The sequence below is a fragment of the Cupriavidus pauculus genome (assembly GCF_008693385.1).
GTDB classification, from domain to species: domain Bacteria; phylum Pseudomonadota; class Gammaproteobacteria; order Burkholderiales; family Burkholderiaceae; genus Cupriavidus; species Cupriavidus pauculus_D.
Genome location: NZ_CP044065.1, coordinates 1,881,201 through 1,898,179, shown reverse-complemented (window position 1 = coordinate 1,898,179; position 16,979 = coordinate 1,881,201). Strand labels below are relative to the sequence as shown.

General features: G+C 67.4%; 16 protein-coding genes. 11 read left to right on the top strand and 5 right to left on the bottom strand.

All coding sequences use genetic code 11. From position 1 onward, the window contains the following. The first annotated feature begins 113 nt into the window (after positions 1 to 113). Both FOB72_RS08685 and FOB72_RS32860 read left to right on the top strand, forming a co-directional pair. On the top strand, positions 114 to 1,289 hold the full coding sequence (locus FOB72_RS08685; protein ID WP_223851274.1) for a patatin-like phospholipase family protein: 1,176 nt from the start codon (positions 114 to 116) through the stop codon (positions 1,287 to 1,289). A gap of 67 nt (positions 1,290 to 1,356) precedes the next feature. Next, positions 1,357 to 2,964 carry a methyl-accepting chemotaxis protein gene (locus FOB72_RS32860; RefSeq protein WP_150372150.1) on the top strand — a complete coding sequence of 536 codons (1,608 nt, stop codon included), beginning with the start codon at positions 1,357 to 1,359 and terminating at the stop codon, positions 2,962 to 2,964. 67 nt (positions 2,965 to 3,031) lie between these two features. Here the strand turns inward: FOB72_RS32860 and ybaL are convergent, their stop codons facing one another. After that, the gene (gene ybaL, locus FOB72_RS08675; RefSeq protein WP_150372149.1) at positions 3,032 to 4,789 is read right to left on the bottom strand and encodes a YbaL family putative K(+) efflux transporter; all 1,758 of its coding nucleotides are present in this window, start codon (positions 4,787 to 4,789) and stop codon (positions 3,032 to 3,034) included. Between the two features lie 275 nt (positions 4,790 to 5,064). On the opposite strand from ybaL, the gene FOB72_RS08670 reads away from it, so the two are divergent. Next, entirely contained in the window at positions 5,065 to 5,964 is a 900-nt protein-coding gene (locus FOB72_RS08670; protein WP_150372148.1) for a glutamate/aspartate ABC transporter substrate-binding protein, read from the top strand. Between the two features lie 18 nt (positions 5,965 to 5,982). Here the strand turns inward: FOB72_RS08670 and FOB72_RS08665 are convergent, their stop codons facing one another. From FOB72_RS08665 to FOB72_RS08655, 3 genes are all read right to left on the bottom strand, one after another. Beyond that, the gene (locus tag FOB72_RS08665; protein WP_150372147.1) at positions 5,983 to 7,152 is read right to left on the bottom strand and encodes a CaiB/BaiF CoA transferase family protein; all 1,170 of its coding nucleotides are present in this window, start codon (positions 7,150 to 7,152) and stop codon (positions 5,983 to 5,985) included. Positions 7,153 to 7,168: 16 nt separating this feature from the next. Then, a complete protein-coding gene (locus FOB72_RS08660) occupies positions 7,169 to 8,164 on the bottom strand; it encodes a tripartite tricarboxylate transporter substrate binding protein (RefSeq protein WP_223851273.1) in 996 nt (331 codons plus the stop codon). An 82-nt stretch (positions 8,165 to 8,246) separates the two neighbouring features. Further along, positions 8,247 to 9,008 (bottom strand): enoyl-CoA hydratase/isomerase family protein, encoded by a 762-nt coding sequence (locus FOB72_RS08655; protein WP_150372146.1) that lies wholly within the window; start codon positions 9,006 to 9,008, stop codon positions 8,247 to 8,249. A gap of 80 nt (positions 9,009 to 9,088) precedes the next feature. Here FOB72_RS08655 and FOB72_RS08650 point away from each other — a divergent pair, with 80 nt between their 5' ends. The 7 genes from FOB72_RS08650 to FOB72_RS08620 all read left to right on the top strand — a co-directional run bounded on the left by FOB72_RS08650 (position 9,089) and on the right by FOB72_RS08620 (position 15,375). After that, entirely contained in the window at positions 9,089 to 9,784 is a 696-nt protein-coding gene (locus FOB72_RS08650) for a GntR family transcriptional regulator (protein ID WP_150372145.1), read from the top strand. Continuing rightward, positions 9,777 to 10,544, top strand: a complete 768-nt coding sequence (locus FOB72_RS08645; RefSeq protein ID WP_191002113.1) for an IclR family transcriptional regulator — start codon at positions 9,777 to 9,779, stop codon at positions 10,542 to 10,544. Before FOB72_RS08650 ends, FOB72_RS08645 begins: the two co-directional genes overlap by 8 nt. A gap of 122 nt (positions 10,545 to 10,666) precedes the next feature. Continuing rightward, positions 10,667 to 11,647, top strand: coding sequence for a Bug family tripartite tricarboxylate transporter substrate binding protein (locus FOB72_RS08640; RefSeq protein WP_223851272.1), 981 nt, complete (start codon positions 10,667 to 10,669; stop codon positions 11,645 to 11,647). A 14-nt stretch (positions 11,648 to 11,661) separates the two neighbouring features. Then, positions 11,662 to 12,600 (top strand): SMP-30/gluconolactonase/LRE family protein, encoded by a 939-nt coding sequence (locus tag FOB72_RS08635; protein WP_150373813.1) that lies wholly within the window; start codon positions 11,662 to 11,664, stop codon positions 12,598 to 12,600. Positions 12,601 to 12,610: 10 nt separating this feature from the next. Further along, entirely contained in the window at positions 12,611 to 13,501 is an 891-nt protein-coding gene (locus FOB72_RS08630) for an oxaloacetate decarboxylase (RefSeq protein WP_150372143.1), read from the top strand. A 42-nt stretch (positions 13,502 to 13,543) separates the two neighbouring features. Beyond that, complete coding sequence (locus FOB72_RS08625) at positions 13,544 to 14,566, top strand: Bug family tripartite tricarboxylate transporter substrate binding protein (RefSeq protein ID WP_150372142.1); 1,023 nt, start codon at positions 13,544 to 13,546, stop codon at positions 14,564 to 14,566. Positions 14,567 to 14,574: 8 nt separating this feature from the next. Then, positions 14,575 to 15,375: an HpcH/HpaI aldolase family protein gene (locus tag FOB72_RS08620; RefSeq protein WP_150372141.1), complete on the top strand. Its 801-nt coding sequence runs from the start codon at positions 14,575 to 14,577 to the stop codon at positions 15,373 to 15,375. Positions 15,376 to 15,411: 36 nt separating this feature from the next. Here FOB72_RS08620 and FOB72_RS08615 read toward each other — a convergent pair whose 3' ends face one another. Beyond that, the gene (locus FOB72_RS08615) at positions 15,412 to 16,119 is read right to left on the bottom strand and encodes a GntR family transcriptional regulator (protein WP_223851271.1); all 708 of its coding nucleotides are present in this window, start codon (positions 16,117 to 16,119) and stop codon (positions 15,412 to 15,414) included. A 101-nt stretch (positions 16,120 to 16,220) separates the two neighbouring features. On the opposite strand from FOB72_RS08615, the gene FOB72_RS08610 reads away from it, so the two are divergent. Beyond that, positions 16,221 to 16,973 carry an SDR family NAD(P)-dependent oxidoreductase gene (locus FOB72_RS08610; protein WP_150372140.1) on the top strand — a complete coding sequence of 251 codons (753 nt, stop codon included), beginning with the start codon at positions 16,221 to 16,223 and terminating at the stop codon, positions 16,971 to 16,973. Positions 16,974 to 16,979: the final 6 nt, after the last annotated feature.

Genomic DNA, 16,979 nt, shown 5'->3' with positions numbered 1-16,979 from the left:
CCATGGAAAGGTATTCACCAAAAGACGGGGCGCCATAGCGGGGCGCCAGCGGAGGGAGGAGACGGCACGGTGGGCAGCCGACGGGGCAGCCTGCACAACAAGAGGCCGAAAACATGAGCGATGCAGCAATGCGTCCCGCATCCAGCGGGGCCAGAAAGGCGTTGTTGATTGGCGGCGGTGCGCCGAATTCCACTCTGATTGCCGGCGCACTAGCGGCATTTCTCGATAACGGCATCGAGTTCGATGTCATCTCCACTGCGGGCGCCGGGGCCCTCATGGGTCTGCTCTACACGGTGCCACGCGGCGGCGACCGGCGCGCCGCGCTGGAACGCTGGATGGAAGCCGGCGTCTCCGACGAGATCTACCGCGTTTTTCCGGTCAACTACAAAGTCTTCATGAAGCCGGGCGACACGGCCGATGTCTATCGGCAGTGGCTCGCCGCGATGCCGTGGACGCGTCCGTTCTTCGACGCGTTCGGCACCGACAGTCCCAACGGCATGCACGCGGACTGGATGCGGCTGATGCTGGCGAGCCTGTCGCCGAGCAGCCTCACGCCGAACAGTCTCGGCCTGTGCGCGCATCTGCCGTTTGCCGAGGAAGCGATCGACTTCGACGCGCTGCGCGCGGGCAATACGCACTTCTATATCAACGCGTACAACGTCACGCAGTCGCGCATGGAAATCTGGGGCAAGGAAGACATCACGCCCGACCATATCCGCGCGGCGTTCGCGTTTCCGTTTATCTATCCGCCGTATCGCATCGGCGAGAGCGACTACATCGAGGGCGCGGCGATCCAGCCCGTGAACTTCGGCGCGCTGGTCTCCGACAGCGCCGACACGCCGGGGCTGCATCGTGACCTCGATACGCTCGTGATCTTCGACATCCTCGGCTCCGAGAAGCTGATCCGCAAGCCGCGCGGGCTCTACGACGCGTGGGTGCAGTCGATCATCACGCCGCTGGTCGCGCTCGCGCGGCAGGACGTGCGGCTGTTCGAGCTCGAGCACAACGTCGACGCCGCCACGGGGCAGCCCAGGCGCAATCTGCTCAAGGTCGATCTGATGGGCGGCATTCCGCCCGAGCACTGGCCCGAAGTCACCGACTGGTCGCGCTCCAACCTGCGGCGGCTGTTCGAGATCGGGCATGACGCCGGCATGGCCTTCTGCGCCGAGCATGGCGACCTGCTGCGGCAGCCGGCCGTGCCAGCGGTCCTACAACCTGCATCCCCACCTGTTCCCAATGTGCCGATGCGCGCCGAGACCGGCGTGGCAGCGCGGCTCCAAACGGCGTGACGGCAGCGCGGGGGCACACCCGCGCGTCGCGTCGACCCTTCCAACACAGAACCAGGATTTCATTGCAATGACCATCGTCAAACGTATCGTCCTGACGCTCGTCCTCATCGCCCTCGTGCTCTCGGCCGTCAACGCCTGCGCGCTCTGGCAGATTCATCGCTCGCAGGAGCGGCTGCTGTACCTGCAGTCGAAGGTATTGCCCAGCTTCAAGGACCTCGACGCCGCCAAGGGCGCCGTGGCGGATATGCGCGTCTTCGGCTACCGGCACCTCGTGCTGTCGGACCCGCAGGCCAAGGCGCAGCTGGACAAGGTGATCGAGGGCGCCGTGGGGCGCTTTGACGCCGCGCTGCGCGACTACGAGCAGAACGACATCAAGGACGAGGACGACCGCAAGATGCTCGCGGCCGATCGCGCGGGCATGCAGGCGTATCGCACGGCGCTGGTGCCGTTCTACGCGGCGTCCAACGCGAACGATATCGAGGCCGCGCGGCAGGTGCTGTCGCCGGGCGGCGCGCTCGACAAGGGCGCCGCGCAGCTGCGCCAGGCCATCAACGACCACGTCGACTACAACACGAAGATTGCCGGCCTGCAGGTGGCCGACAACACCGAGGCCTATCACTGGGCGGTGGCCAACGTCGTGGGCGGTTCCATCGTCGCGGCGATTGCGGCATTCGTGTTCGGCGGGCTGCTGTGCCGCGTGGTGCGGCGCGGGCTCGAAGGCATGCGCGCGTCGATCGAGCAGGTCAACGAATCGCTCGATCTGTCGGTGCGTGCGCCGGTGGCGCGCATGGACGAGATCGGCCACGCGGCCACGGCGTTCAATCAGCTGCTCGGGCGAATTCGGGAGGCCATGACGCTGGTGCAGCAGTCCACGTCGGCGGTGAGCACGGCGTCGCGCCAGATCGCCAGCGGCAACGCGGACCTGTCGGGGCGCACGGCGCAGCAGGCGGCCTCGCTTGAAGAGACGGCGTCCAGCATGACGGAACTGACGGTCACGGTGCGCCAGAACGCCGACCACGCGCGCGAAGCAAACACGCTGGCGCTGGAGGCCAATGACGTCGCGGAAGCGGGCGCCACGGTGGTCGATCGCCTCGTGCACACGATGGAAGACCTGCATGGCGGCTCGGCCAAGATCGCCGAGATCACGGCGCTGATCGAAGGTATTGCCTTCCAGACCAATATTCTCGCGCTGAACGCGGCGGTGGAAGCCGCGCGCGCTGGCGAGCAGGGTCGTGGGTTCGCGGTGGTGGCGGGGGAGGTGCGCAGCCTGGCGCAGCGGTCTTCGGCGGCGGCCAAGGAAATCAAGGGCCTGATCGACGATTCGGTCGCGTCCGTGCGCGAGGGCTCGGTGCAGGCCACGCAGGCGGGCCAGACCATGAGCGACGTCAAGCGCGCGATCCGCCGGGTGAACGACCTGATCGGCGAGATTGCCTCGGCCTCCGACGAACAGAGCCGCGGGATCGAGCAGGTGAACGAGGCGATCAACCAGATGGAGGGCGTGACGCAGCAGAATGCGGCATTGGTGGAGCAGGCCGCGGCGGCATCGCACTCGCTGGAGGAGCAGGCGATGATGCTCGATGGGGCGGTGGGGGCGTTTCGGGTCGAGGGCGGGGAGGTGAATCGTGGCGAGACGCGGGCGGTGAGCTGGGGGCAGCCGCGGTTGGCCATCGCCTGAGGCCAGGGAGGATGGGCCTCTCCCCCCCCGGCCCGGGGGGAGAGGGCGAGAGGGGGGGCGCCCGTGATCAGGCGGCGTGCGTCCTCGGTGCAAACCGGGCCAGCACATGGCCCGACATCCCCTTGGCAAGCTCTTCCTCGCCGAAGAACACCTTGCCCACGCCCTCCTTGTTGAGCAGCGCGGACTCTTCCTCGCTATGCGTGCGCAGCACGATCTCGATCGTCGGGTTCAGCGCGCGCGCGATATTGGCCATCTGGCGCACGTCGAGCGGGTTGGCCGTGGCCACCACCAGCAGCGCCGCGTTCGCGATATGCGCCTGAATGAGAACGGCAGGATCCACCGCATCGCCCGACACCGCGGCGATACCGCGCTTGCGCAGGCTCTCCACCAGTTCGCGGTTCTGTTCGGCCACCACGTACGGCACGCCGTTCGACTCCAGCGCCGCGGCGATCCGGCGGCCCACGCGGCCGTAGCCCACCAGCACCACCTGACCCTCGAGGTACTTGCGCTCGGTCGTCATCGGCAGTTCGGCGTACGGATCCTCGCGCTGTTCGAGCCGGCGCGCCAGTTCCGATTTCTCGAGTATCCACTTGCGTAGCGGCTCGATGCACGCAAACAGCACCGGATTCAGCGCAATCGAGATCAGCGCGCCCGCCAGCACGAGGCTCATGCCTTCCTGCGGCAGCAGCTTCAGCGACAGCCCGAGCCCGGCCAGAATGAACGAGAACTCGCCGATCTGCGCCAGGCTGGCCGATACCGTCAGCGCCGTATTGAGCGGATAACGGAAGGCCAGCACCAGGGCCAGCGCCGCGATGGACTTGCCGAACATGATGATCAGCACCACGCCGAGCACATGAATCGGTTCCTCGATCAGGATATGCGGGTCGAACAGCATGCCGACCGACACGAAGAACAGCACCGAGAACGCATCGCGCAGCGGCAGCGATTCCTCGGCCGCGCGATGGCTGAACTCGGACTCGCGCATGACCATGCCCGAGAAGAACGCGCCCAGCGCGAACGACACGCTGAACAGCTCGGCCGCGCCATAGGCGATACCGATGGCGGACGCGACGACGGACAGCGTGAACAGCTCGCGCGAACCGGTGCGCGAGACCTGCCACAGCAGCCACGGCAGAATGCGGCGGCCGGCCACGAGCATCACGGCCACGAACGCGGCCACCTGCAGCAGCGTCTTGCCGATCGTGAGCCAGAGGTCGCCACCGGCCGCTTCGGCCGCGGCCGCGGCGGTATGCGCGCCGGGCGTGCCGGCCGCGCCCGCGGCACCGGCCATGTCGCCGCCGAGCACGCCGGCCAGCGGCGGCAGCAGCACGAGCACCAGCACCGTGGCCAGATCCTCCACCACGAGCCAGCCCACGGCGATCCGGCCATTCATGCTCTCGAGCACGCCGCGCGTCTCCAGCGCCTTGAGCAGTACCACGGTGCTCGCGCAGGACAGGGACAGGCCGAAGATCAGCCCCGCCCCCCAGCTCCAGCCCCACCACCAGGCGATACCCATGCCGAGCACGGTGGCCAGCGTCATCTGCGCGACGGCGCCGGGCACGGCGATGCGCTTGACCGCAAGCAGGTCACTCAATGAAAAATGCAGCCCCACACCGAACATCAGCAGCATCACGCCGATCTCGGAAAGCTGGGAAGCGAGGTTGACGTCGGCAACGAAGCCCGGCGTGGCCGGGCCGATGATGATGCCGGCAAGGAGGTAGCCGACCAGAGCCGGAACCTTGAGGCGCTCGGCGATAAAGCCAAGGATCAGTGCAATACCGAAACCGGCAGCGAGCGTGGTGATGAGGGAGATGTTGTGGTCCATTCAGCGGGCATTTACCTAGCGGGCTGAAAACGGGCGTGGCGCCGGCTTTCGCATGATTGGGAAGGGCGTCGCGCTTTGGCGGATCGCGGCTGCGCAAGCCACATGGTATCCCATGAATGCCGAAAGCCTCGGATAAGCCTCAAATAAGCCGCATCCGGCACGGCTGGCGCGATGCCCCGTTGCGGTGCGCGCGGCAGGCATCGATCTTGCTGCACATCGTGCTCCCCTTGGGTCAACGAGGGGTCAACGAGGTCAAACAAGGTCAAGGAGTCGTAATGAGTTTTGCCAAGCTGGCTAGCCTGATGGTCGCGGCAGGTATGTTGAGCGGCGCAGCACAAGCCGCCGAGCCGCTCACGGGCACGCTGCAAAAAATCAAAGATACGGGTGTCATCACGCTGGGTGTGCGGGATTCCTCGATTCCGTTCAACTACAACCTCGGTGGCGTGCGCCAGGTGGGGTATTCCTACGATATCAACACGAAGATCGTGGAGGCCATCAAGGAGCAACTGAAGCTGCCGAACCTGCAGGTGAAGGAGATTCCGATCACCGCGCAGAACCGCATCACGCTGCTGCAGAACGGCACGATCGACATCGAGTGCGGTTCGACCACGAACAACCTCGAGCGCCAGAAGCAGGTGTCGTTCACGAACACCATCTTCATCATCGGCACGCGCATGATGGTGAACAAGAGCAGCGGCATCAAGGACTGGGCCGACCTCAAGGGCAAGAACGTCGTGACGACGGCCGGCACGACGTCCGAGCGCCTGCTGCGCAAGATGAACGACGAGCAGCAGATGGGCATGAACATCATCAGCACGAAGGACCATGGCCAGTCGTTCCTGACGCTGGAGTCCGGCCGTGCCGTGGCGTTCATGATGGACGATGCGCTACTGTTCGGCGAGCGCGCGAAGGCCCGCAACGTGAACGACTGGGTCGTCGTCGGCAAGCCGCAGTCGCGTGAGGCCTATGGCTGCATGCTGCGCAAGGACGACGCGCCGTTCAAGAAGCTGTCGGACAACGTGATTGCCGGCCTGATGAAGGACGGCGAGATCAAGACGATGTACACCAAGTGGTTCCAGGCGGCCGTGCCGCCGAAGGGGCTGAACCTCGACTTCCCGCTGTCGGAAGACATGAAGGCGCTGTTCAAGACCCCGAACGACAAGGCACTCGACTGATCTGGCAGTACAGGCGCGTCAGGCGTTGTTGCCGAACTCGCGCAGCAACGCCTCGCGGTCCCGATCGAGCGCGGGCGGGTTGCGCACGTCGCGCAGCGCGCCCGCCGAACCCACCTTGACGGGGTTGCCCGCGACGCGCAGCGTCTTGTCGTCGCCGATGCCGATATCGAGCAGCATCTCGCGCGCCGCCACATGCGGGTTGTCGAGGATCTGCGGCACGCCGTTGAGCGGGCCGTGCGGTACGCCCGCGGCTTCCAGCGCCGCTTCCCAGTGCGCGGTAGTGTCGTGGCCCAGGCGTTCCTCGAGCACGGCCTTGAGCGCGACGTGATGCGCGTTGCGCGCCGGCACATTGGCGAAGCGCGCATCGCGTATCCACTCGGGGCGGTCGAGCGCTTCGCACAGCTTGGCGAACAGCGCATCGTTGCCCACGGCGATGACGATGAATCCGTCGCCGGTGGCGAACATGTCGAACGGCGTGATGGACGGATGCCGCGTGCCGAGCGGTGCGGGCACGTTCCCCGTGGCCGAGTACCGGGCGATCGGATTCTCGAGCAGCGCCACCTGGCAGTCGAGCATCGAGATATCGACGCGCTCGCCAAGCCCCGTCCGCACGCGCTTGAGCAACGCGGACTGGATGCCGATGGTCGCGTAGAGTCCCGCGCCGATATCGCCGATGGATACGCCCACGCGCGCGGGGTTGCCACCGGCCTCGCCCGTGACGCTCATCAGGCCGCCCATCGCCTGCACGACCATGTCGTAGGCGGGTCGGTTGCGATAAGGCCCGGTCTGTCCAAAGCCCGAGATCGACGCGAAGACCAGCCGCGGATGGCGCGCGTGCAGTGCCTCCCACGTATAGCCCAGACGCTCCATGACGCCCGCGCGGAAGTTTTCCACGAGCACGTCCGCCGACTCCAGCATGCGGTCGAGTACCGCGCGGTCTTCCGCCCGCTTGAGGTCGAGCGCGATCGACTGCTTGTTGCGGTTGATCGAGGCGAAGTACGCGGACTCGCCATCGACGAACGGCCCGACCTGCCGCGAGTCGTCGCCGCCGTCGGGGTTCTCGATCTTGATCACGCGCGCGCCCAGGTCCGCGAGCATCATCGTGCAGTAGGGGCCCGAGAGCACGCGCGTCAGATCGACGACGGTGATGCCGGCCAGCGGAAGTTGCTGCGAGGTGTCCTGCGTCATGAAGCGTGGCTCCTGCTCAATCGATCTTTGCGCCGCTGGAGACCGCGAGGTCCACGCCGACCTTGCCTTCGCGCGCGGCGAACTCGCGGAATTCGGCGACCGACGAGGAGATCGAGATCTCGTCGCCCTGCACCAGGAAGCGTTTCTTGAGTTCCGGATCGGACATGACCTTCGCGGTGGCCGCGTAGAGCTTGTCGATGATCTCGGGCGGGGTTTTCGCGGGCGCGAACAGGCCGTACCAGACGGAGAGGTCATAGCCCTTGAGGCCGCTTTCGTCGATGGTCGGCAATTGCGGACTCGAGTTCGAGCGCTGCATCGACGTCACCGCGAGCGGAATGACCTTGTGCGTGTCGATCATCGGCTTGACCGACGGCGCGGTGCCGAACGTCAGCTGCACGTCGCCGGCCGCGACGGCCTGTGCCGAAGGCGCGCCGCCCTTGTACGGCACATGGGTCATCTCCACGTGGGCGAGCTTGGTGAAATACACGGCGGCCAGATGCGTGATCACGCCATTGCCCGACGACGAGTAGTTGAGCTTGCCCGGCCTGGCCTTCGCCTGCGCGATCAGGTCCGTCACGCTCTTGATGCCGGCGTCCTTGTTGACGGCGAGGATCAGCGGCGCGGCCGAGAGCTTCGTGATCGGCGCGAAGTCGGACGCTTCATATCTGATCTTCGGGTACATGACCTTGTCCCCGCCCATCAGGCTCGCGGTGGCGATCAGCAGCGTATAGCCGTCGGGGGCGGACTTGGCGGCGAATTCGGCCGCGATGGTGGTGCCCGCGCCGGGGCGGTTATCGACGACCACGGGCTGGCCGAGCTCGCGGCTCAGCGCGTCGCCGTACAGCCGCGCGGAGTTGTCCGCGCCGCCGCCGGGCGGAAAGCCGATGACGAGGCGGATGGGTTTGTTCGGATAGCCGGCCGCGGCGTTCTGCGCGGCGGCCGCCATCGGCACGAGCGCCGCTGCCATGAGTGCCGTGACGGCGATCTTGCGGTGATGCAACTGCTGGGTCATGCGTGTCTCCTCCGTGGCTGTCTCGCCACTGCTGGTCATTGCCCAAACATGCTGCGATTTCCGTGCTGACTTTCCGTGCCGACTACTTGCCCGTGAAAACCGGTGCGCGCTTTTCTTTCCACGCGGCCGCGCCTTCGCGAAGGTCCTGCGACGTTTCCGACCGATGCTGGTCGCGCGCCAGCGCCGCCGCGTCGAGCTCCCCGCGCGCGATCGCGTTCAGGTGCCGCTTCATGCCGAGCAGCGAGATCGGCGCCATCGAGGCCAGCTGCGTGGACAGTTCGCCGACGCGCGCCTGCAGCCCGTCGGCGGGCACGATCTCGGTCAGGAAGCCGATGCGCAGCATCGTCTGCGCGTCGATGCGGTCGGTGGTCAGGAACAGATGCTTGGCCGCGTTGAGGCCGAGCCGCGATACGTAACGCTCCAGGCCGCCGCGATAGAAGTGCAGGCCGAGCCGGGCCGCGGGCATGAACATGTCGCAGTCGGGCACGCCGATGCGGAAGTCGCAAGCCAGGCAGAGATCGGTCGCGCCGCCATAGACGCCGCCGTGGATGGCCGCGATCGTGATGGGGCGCGCCTGCTCGATGACGTCCATCGCGTCGCCGAAGTTGACGGCTCCCTCGTCCGCCTTGCCGGCCAGTGCGCCGATGTCGTAGCCGCTGCAGAAATATTTGCCGGCGCCAGTGAAGCGCAGAACGAGTACGTGTTCCATCTCATTGACGGCCGTCACGTGGTCGCGCAACGTACGTACGTCTTCGGGAGACAGCCGGTTGGCCACGGCGGGGCGCTGCAGCGACACGGTGGCGATGCGGCCCTCCACGGTCAGAACGGGTTTGCTATCATCCATTGCCGTAATATCTCAGACTCGAATTGATATATTTGCGCAGCCTATAGATATTTTTGTTAAGGACGAACAGGGGTATACCCGTGCAATCGTTACAGGATCGCATTCGAGAAAGCATCATTGCCGCCATCCAGAGCGGCGCGCTGCGTCCCGGCGCACAGATCGACGAAAAAGGGCTGGCCGAGCAGTTCGACAGTTCGCGCACACCGGTGCGCGAGGCCTTGCTGATGCTGGCGGCGCAGGGGCTCGTGACCATCGTGCCGCGCGCCGGCATGTTTGTGCATCGCCCGAGCGCGGCCGAGCTCGTCGCCATGTTCGAGACGCTCGCGGAAATGGAGGGCGTGGTCGCGCGGCTGGCCACGCAACGCATGACGGCGTCGGGTCGCCAGGCACTGGCGCGCGCGCACGAGGAAGCGGGCACGACGGTTGCGCGCGGCGACACGGCCGCGTACGTCGAGGCCAATCGGCGGTTCCACGAGGTGGTTTATCAGGCCGCGGCCAACCCGTTCCTGTCGGAGCAGATCATCCAGCTGCGGCGCCGGCTCGCGATCTACTGGCAGGGCAAGGGGCTGATCAACGACGCGCGCGTGCCGAGCTCGTACCGCGAGCACGGCTTCGTGGTGGAGGCGATGCTCGCGGGGCAGGCCGATGCCGCCGCGGACGCCATGCGCACGCACGTCTCGGCCGGCGGCAAGGCGATTGCCGACCTCGTATTGCTCGCGGGCGCGGCCGAAGTGGAGGCAGAGCTGGCGGAACTCGCGGCACAGCAAGATGGCTGAGCGCCGCACCGGTACCCAGAGCATCGAGCGCGCGCTCGATATCCTGCGCGTCGTCGCGATGGGCGGGCGCACGGGCATGCGGCTCAAGGAGATCGTCGCGGCGGCGGGGCTGGCCGAGGCGACGGTCGTGCGCATCGTGCAGGGGCTCGTGGCCAACGGCATGCTCGCGCGCAACGAGCGGTCGAGCCGCATCGTGTTCGGCCAGCTCGCGCACGAGTTCGGCATGCTGACCGGCCTCGAGACGTCGCTGGACGTCGCGCACTGGCGGCCCGTCGTGCTGGATCTGGCCGCGATCACGGGCGAGACCATCTACCTGAACCGGCGCAACGGCTGCGACTCGGTCTGCATGGATGTGGCAATGGGCTCGCAGCCCGTGCAGGCGCATCCGATCGACGTCGGCGTGCGGCGGCCGCTCGGCGCGGGCGCGGGCGGACTGGCCATCCTGATGTCGATGCCGCAGGACGAGGTGGCCTATGCCCTCGCGCGCAATGCGACGCGCTATCCGTACTACGGGCTCGATTCGGCCGGCGTCCAGGCGCTCGTGGACAGCGGCCGCGCGCGCGGCTATGCGCTGCTGCAGGCGCTGACGATCCGCGGCGTGTCCGTGGTCGGCCTCACGGTGCCGGGGCCGGTGCCCTACCTCTCCATCTGCGTCTCGGGGCTCAGCACGCGGCTGTCGGGTCCCGTGCTCGACGAGACCGCCGCGCTGCTGCGCGAACGGCTCCATCGCGAAGCCCGCCGGATGGGGCTGATCGAATAAAACTCCGCATTGTGGAGTTTTACCGGGCGGGACGGGTGCCGCGGACCGTGCGCTGCTTTGATAATCGTTCTCAAGCAAAGCAAAAACAGCAGCACAACCCACCCCTCCCGGGAGACATCATCGTGAAGCCCATCGTCAAGCGATTCGGCAGCGCGCGCCTGCTCGCGACGCTGCTGCTGGCCTGCGCATCCGCCTTCGCGCACGGCCAGTCCTATCCCTCCAAACCGGTTCGCATCGTCGTACCGTTCGCGCCCGGTGGCGGCCTCGACGCCATGTCGCGGCGCATCGCGCAGAAGCTCACCGAGCAGACCGGCAACACGTTCTTCGTCGAGAACAAGGCTGGCGCGAGCGGCACCATCGGCATCGCGCAGGTCGCGCGCGCCACGCCGGACGGCACCACGCTGCTGGCGAACGACGGCTCGTACACGATGCTTCCGTACGTATTCAAGACGCTCGCGTGGGACCACGCGAACGACTTCGTGCCCATCACCACGACGTCGGTGTCGCCCGCGGTGCTTGCGGCGGGACCCAATACGCGCTTCGACACGGTGGCGGAACTCGTGCGCTATGCCAGGGCGCATCCGGGCGAGGTGACGTACGGCACGGGCGGGGTCGGCAGCTCGCTGCATTTCGCGTGCGAGCAGTTCGCGCAGGCCGCGGGCATTCAGCTGCGCCATATCCCGTTCAAGGGGGCGGGCGAGGCGGTGGCCGCCGTGGCCGCGGGCACCGTCGATATCGTGATGGGCGGGCCGTCGTCGGCGCTGACGCTCGTGCAGGCCGGCAAGCTGCGCGCGCTGGCGGTCAGCGGCGCGCATCGGCTGGACGTCCTGCCCAAGGTGCCGACGTTCGGCGAATCGGGCATCGACTACCAGATGCGCTACTGGACCGGGCTGGCCGCGCCCAGGGGCACGCCGCCGGAGATCGTCGCGTTCCTGCAGAAGCAGGTGGCCAAGGCGATGGAAGGCGAGGATGTGCGCGCGTATTACGCGTCCATCGGCGCGGAGGTGGGCGGCATGCCGAGCGCGGAGTTCGCGACGTTCATGCGCAATGAAGTGGGCCGCTGGAAGTCGGTGGCCGCCAACGCGAATATCCAGCCCGAATGACGAGCATGCATGCAATGTTTCCGCCGAAGCCGCCCGTCGTGCAGGACGCGGAAATCTTTACCCGGCTGCCGGACCGCTTCCGCCGCGAGACGGTGTCCGAGTGGGGCCGGATCAACCGGCCGGGCCATCCCGTCGATTCGTTCCTGGAAGGCCCCGTGTTCGACCGCGCGGGCAACCTCTATGTCTGCGATATCCCCCACGGCCGCATCTTTCGCATCGCGCCCCACGGCGAATGGACACTGGTCGCGCAGTATGACGGCGAGCCCAATGGGCTGAAGTTCTACGACGACGATCATCTGATCGCGGCCGACTACCGGCGCGGCCTCATGCGCATCGACGTGCGTGACGGCAGCGTGGTGCCCCATCTGTCGCGCCGGCACAGCGAGAGCTTCAAGGGCCTCAACGATCTGGTCTTCGATCGCGCGGGCAACCTGTATTTCACCGACCAGGGCCAGTCGGGCATGCACGATCCCGCGGGGCGGCTTTACCGTCTTTCGCCCGACGGCAGGCTCGACGTCCTCGTCGACAACATTCCGAGCCCGAACGGCGTGTGCCTGTCGCCGGACGAGCGCGTGCTCTATCTGGGCGTGACGCGCGCCAATGCCATCTGGCGCGTGCCGCTGCATGCGGACGGCGGCGTATCGAAGGTCGGCGTGTTCTTTACCTCGTACGGCCCTGCCGGACCCGATGGTCTGGCGATGACGCGCGATGGCCTGCTGCTGGCCGCCAACCCCGGGCTGGGCCACGTGTGGGTGCTCAATGCGCGCGCGGAACCGGTCATGGTGTTGCGCAGTCCGGCCGGCACGTCGGTGACCAACGTCGCCTTTGGCGGCGAAGGACGGCGCACGGTCTACTGCACCGAGTCGTCCACGGGCACCGTGCTGTGCGCGACGATCGATCAACCGGGTCTGGTGCTGGCGCGGGCGCTCGTACCGGCCGATGCCCACCCCTGAGGAGTTCGCGATGCTGCAAGACCTGCCTACCGTTACCGCGCGCCGCGTGCAGATGCGGCTGCGGCTCGAGTCCGGCCGCACGCTCTGGGTGCCCGGCGCGTACGACGCGCTGAGCGCGCGCATGATCGTCCATGCGGGATTCGAGGCCGTGGTCGTCAGCGGCTTTGGCGTATCGGCGTCGATGCTCGGCATGCCGGACACGGAGCTCTACACGATGACCGAGAACCTGTCGGTCGTGCGCGCGGTCTGCCACGCGGTGCCGGTGCCCGTGATGGCCGACTGCGATACCGGCTACGGCAATGCGATCAACGTGATGCGCACCGTGCGCGAGTTCGAGGCCGCGGGGGCGGCATCCGTGACGCTCGAGGACCAGATCTCGCCCAAGAAGTGCCCGGCCGTCAGCGATGCCACATCGCTGCTGCCGCTCGACGAGGCGGTCGGCAAGATTCGCGCGGCCGTGGCGGCGCGGCGCGATCCGTCGATGGCGATCATCGCGCGGACCGATGCGCGCACGCCCGAGGAAGCGTTCGCGCGCGGCAAGGCCTATGCGGCGGCCGGTGCCGATGTGATCAAGCCCATCAGCAAGTGTTTCGACTCGTTCGAGGGGTTGGTGCAATTGCGCGAGGCCGTGCAGCGGCCGCTCGCGATCTCGCTGCTCGGCAAGCTGCAGCGCAACCTCACGACGCAGCAGATCGAAGCGCTCGGCGGTATCTGCACGTTTCCGCTGCTGCCGCTGCTGACCGCGGCCGCGGCGTTGCAGAGCAATCTGGCCGCGCTGCGCCGGACGCTGCAGCCGGAGGCGGTGCCGATCGCCCCGATGCGCGAGATGGACTTCAAGCGATGGATCGGCTTCGACGACGTGGAGGAACTCGAACGCCAGTTTCTGCCGCAGGCGCACTGAGCGCCCCCCGCGCGACACCATGATAATTAGAGGAGACAGGTTATGACCACGAGACGCAGCTTTTGCCTAACCGCGTGCGGCGCCTTTGGATCGCTGCTGGGCGCAACCCTGGCCGGCGCGGGCACGTCGGCATGGGCCAACGACAGGACTGGCGAGAAGACTGGCGACAGCTGGCCGAACCGCCCGATCCGCATCATCGTGCCGTTCACCGGTGGCAGCGGTGCCGATGCCACCGCGCGGTTCTACGCGGAGAAGATGTCGCCGATGCTCGGCCAGCCCGTCATCGTCGAGAACCGGCCCGGCGCCGATGGCGCCATCGGCATCATGGCGGTCAAGGCGCTGCCCGCGGACGGCTACACGATCCTGCAGGGCAGCATCGGGCCGATGACCGTCAACCCGGCCATCAACGCGGACCTGCAATACGACCCGATGCGCGACTTCGTGCCGCTGACCGGGTATGGCCGCAACATGAACGTGATTCTCGTGGCCAACGATTCGAAGCTCAACACGTTTGCCGACCTCGTCGCGAAGGCGAAGGCGTCGCCGGCGGGGCTCAACATGGGCACGTTCTCGCCCACGCTCGCGCTGACGGGCGCGTGGCTCGCCAAGCTGGCCGGCGTGAAGTTCACCAACGTGCCGTACAAGGGCCAGGGTCAGGTGATGACTGAGGTCATCGGCAACCAGCTCGACTTCGGCATGGTGGACCTCGGCGGCGCCTCGACGCTGATCCGCTCGGGCAAGCTGCGCGCGCTCGCGGTTACCGGCGATACGCGACATGCGGACTTCCCGTCGATTCCGACCATCAAGGAGAGCGGTATCTCCGAGTTCTCGCAGTACAGCTGGAATGCGTTCTACGTGCGCACCGACACGCCCGCGCCCATTCGCGCGAAGCTCGGGGAGATGATCCGCTCGGTGATGACGAGCGATGCGACCATCCGCACGCTCTATGCGCCCAAGGGGAGCGAGGGCATTCCGCTGACCCCCGCGCAGATGCAGAAGCTGCAGCAGGAAGAGATCACGCGCTTCCGGCGCGTGGCCGCCGAAGTCGGCATGGCCGCCAAATAAGGAGGCGCATGTATCCCGCACCGAATCCGCTGCGCGTCAAGCTGGCCGCTGGCGAATGCATCGCCGGCATGTATATCCAGACTGCGAGCCCCGATTGCGTGGAGATTGCCGCGGCCGCCGGCTACGACTACGCGATTATCGACCAGGAGCACGGGCCGTTCGGCTACGGCGAGACCGTGGCGCTGATCCGCGCGGCCGAGGCGAGCGGCATCTGTCCCGTGGTGCGGGTGCCCGATCATCGCGCGTCGGAAGCGCGCAAGGCCGTCGAGGCGGGCGCGATGGGCGTCTATGTGCCCGACGTGCGCACGGCCGCGCAGGCCGTGGCCGCGGTGGCGGCCGTGCGCTTTCGCGTCGATGGCGACGGCGGCATGCGCGGGGCATGCCCGACCGTCCGCGCGGCACGGGGGCGGGGCGCGGCCGAATGGGATCGGTATGTGGCATGGTCCAACGAGAACGTCATGGTCACGCTGCTCGTCGAGAGCGAGGAGGGGCTGGCCAACCTCGATGCGATCCTCGCCGTGCCGGGCATCGATATGGTCGCGCTCGGCCGCTTCGACCTCGCGCACGAGATGGGGCTCGATGGCGATCGATATGGCCGCGTCATCGGCGATATCTTCGAGACGTTCGTCGCGGCGGCCGAGCGGGCTGGCGTGCCGTACGTCACGCGGCTGCGCCCGGCCGATGCGGCGGCGATGCGCGCCGAGCGGCTGCAATGGGTCGCGCGCGGCGCGCGCAATTTCACGACGGGCTCCGATCGCGAGTTCATGGCGAAGGCGTTCGCCGCGGCGCTGGCACCGATGCGGGATTGAGGCCCTGCCTTTCGTGCCGTCGGCCCGCCGTGCGATCTACGGCTGGCGATCCGCCAGAATGGCCTCTCGCACGTTCTGCACGTGCGCGGCGCCGGCGGCTTCCGCCTCGTCGGCGCTGCCGGCGAGCACCGCCGTGGCGATGCGGCGGTAGTCCGTCAGCCGCATTTGCTGCAGCGACGTGAGCCGATGCTGCGCATGGACGATCGGCATATGGATGGTCGGGAACAGCCGGCGCAGTTCCTGATTGCCGCCCATATCGAGCAGCGCGCGGTAGAAACGCCGCCGCGCGGTCGAGAAGGACACCACGGCGCCACGCGCCTCGTCGCTCCGGCTTCGCTCCGCTTTCTCCGCACTCACGAGCTCCTGCACCGCCGCGCGCAACGTCTGCGCATGCGCGCGATCGCCGCTGCCACGCGCGGCCGTGCGCGCGAGCAGGCCGGTCATGCGTTCGGCCACATCCAGCACATCGAGCGTGTCCTGCAGGCTCAGGCGCCGGATCATGGCGCCGCGATGGCGCGGCAGCTCGACGATGCCTTCGGCGGCCAGCCGCTGCAGCGCTTCACGCACGGAATTGCGTCCCACGCCGAACTCGGTCACGAGGTCCGTCTCCACGAGCCGCTGGCCCGGCACGAAGCTGCCGAGCTCGAGGCCCTTCAGGATGCCGAAGAACACTTGGTCCGACGCGCTGCGGCCGGCGGCGTCATTGGCGGGCGAGAGGGGGAGAGGGGCGGTAGATAGGGTCACGACGGCGATTCTAATGGATTGCCCCCGGACTTTCCATCGTTGACATAGGATGAAATCATCCTACAATTTCGTCCTGACATAAAAAACGACGGAGACGATGAATGACGGACACGCTGCTGGGCCTCCGGGGCAAGCGCGCACTGGTGACGGGCGCATCGAGCGGGCTGGGCGCGCACTTTGCTCAACGCCTGGCCGCGCAGGGCGCCGAAGTGGTGCTGGCGGCACGGCGCGTGGACGCGCTGGAACAGGTGGCGCGGCAGCTCGAGCCCTATGGCAAGGCCCAATGCGTGGCGCTGGATGTGACGGACGCCGCCTCGCGCGCGGCCATGGTGGAGGCGGCCGGGCCCATCGACATCCTGATCAACAACGCGGGACTCGTGCGCGAAGGCGCGGCACTCCGGCATACCGAGGCCGACTGGGACCTCGTGATCGACACGAACCTCAAGGGCATGTTCTTCGTCGCGCAGGCACTGGCGGCCGGCATGCGCGAGCGCGGGGGCGGCAGCATCGTGAATATCGCGTCGATCCTGGGCCTGCGGCAGGCGGGCGGCGTCGTGTCGTATGCGGTGTCCAAGGCCGGCGTCGTGCAGCTCACGCAGTCGCTCGCGCTCGAATGGGCGCGCCACGGCATTCGCGTCAACGCGATCGCGCCGGGCTATATCGATACGGAACTCAATCGCGATTTCTGGCAGACCGATGCCGGCCGCGCGCTCATCACGCGCATTCCGCAGCGTCGGCTCGGCCAGCTGCAGGACCTCGACGGTCCGTTGCTGCTGCTGGCTTCCGATGCCTCGCGCTATATGACGGGCGCGGTGATCGCCGTGGACGGCGGGCACCTCGTCAACACCCTCTGAACCTGA

Coding starts and splice junctions, on each gene's coding strand:
- FOB72_RS08685 (WP_223851274.1), top strand. CDS start 114: ATGAGCGATGCAGCAATGCGTCCCGCATCCAGCGGGGCCAGAAAGGCG.
- FOB72_RS32860 (WP_150372150.1), top strand. CDS start 1,357: ATGACCATCGTCAAACGTATCGTCCTGACGCTCGTCCTCATCGCCCTC.
- ybaL (WP_150372149.1), bottom strand. CDS start 4,789: ATGGACCACAACATCTCCCTCATCACCACGCTCGCTGCCGGTTTCGGT.
- FOB72_RS08670 (WP_150372148.1), top strand. CDS start 5,065: ATGAGTTTTGCCAAGCTGGCTAGCCTGATGGTCGCGGCAGGTATGTTG.
- FOB72_RS08665 (WP_150372147.1), bottom strand. CDS start 7,152: ATGACGCAGGACACCTCGCAGCAACTTCCGCTGGCCGGCATCACCGTC.
- FOB72_RS08660 (WP_223851273.1), bottom strand. CDS start 8,164: ATGACCCAGCAGTTGCATCACCGCAAGATCGCCGTCACGGCACTCATG.
- FOB72_RS08655 (WP_150372146.1), bottom strand. CDS start 9,008: ATGGATGATAGCAAACCCGTTCTGACCGTGGAGGGCCGCATCGCCACC.
- FOB72_RS08645 (WP_191002113.1), top strand. CDS start 9,777: ATGGCTGAGCGCCGCACCGGTACCCAGAGCATCGAGCGCGCGCTCGAT.
- FOB72_RS08635 (WP_150373813.1), top strand. CDS start 11,662: ATGTTTCCGCCGAAGCCGCCCGTCGTGCAGGACGCGGAAATCTTTACC.
- FOB72_RS08630 (WP_150372143.1), top strand. CDS start 12,611: ATGCTGCAAGACCTGCCTACCGTTACCGCGCGCCGCGTGCAGATGCGG.
- FOB72_RS08625 (WP_150372142.1), top strand. CDS start 13,544: ATGACCACGAGACGCAGCTTTTGCCTAACCGCGTGCGGCGCCTTTGGA.
- FOB72_RS08620 (WP_150372141.1), top strand. CDS start 14,575: ATGTATCCCGCACCGAATCCGCTGCGCGTCAAGCTGGCCGCTGGCGAA.
- FOB72_RS08610 (WP_150372140.1), top strand. CDS start 16,221: ATGACGGACACGCTGCTGGGCCTCCGGGGCAAGCGCGCACTGGTGACG.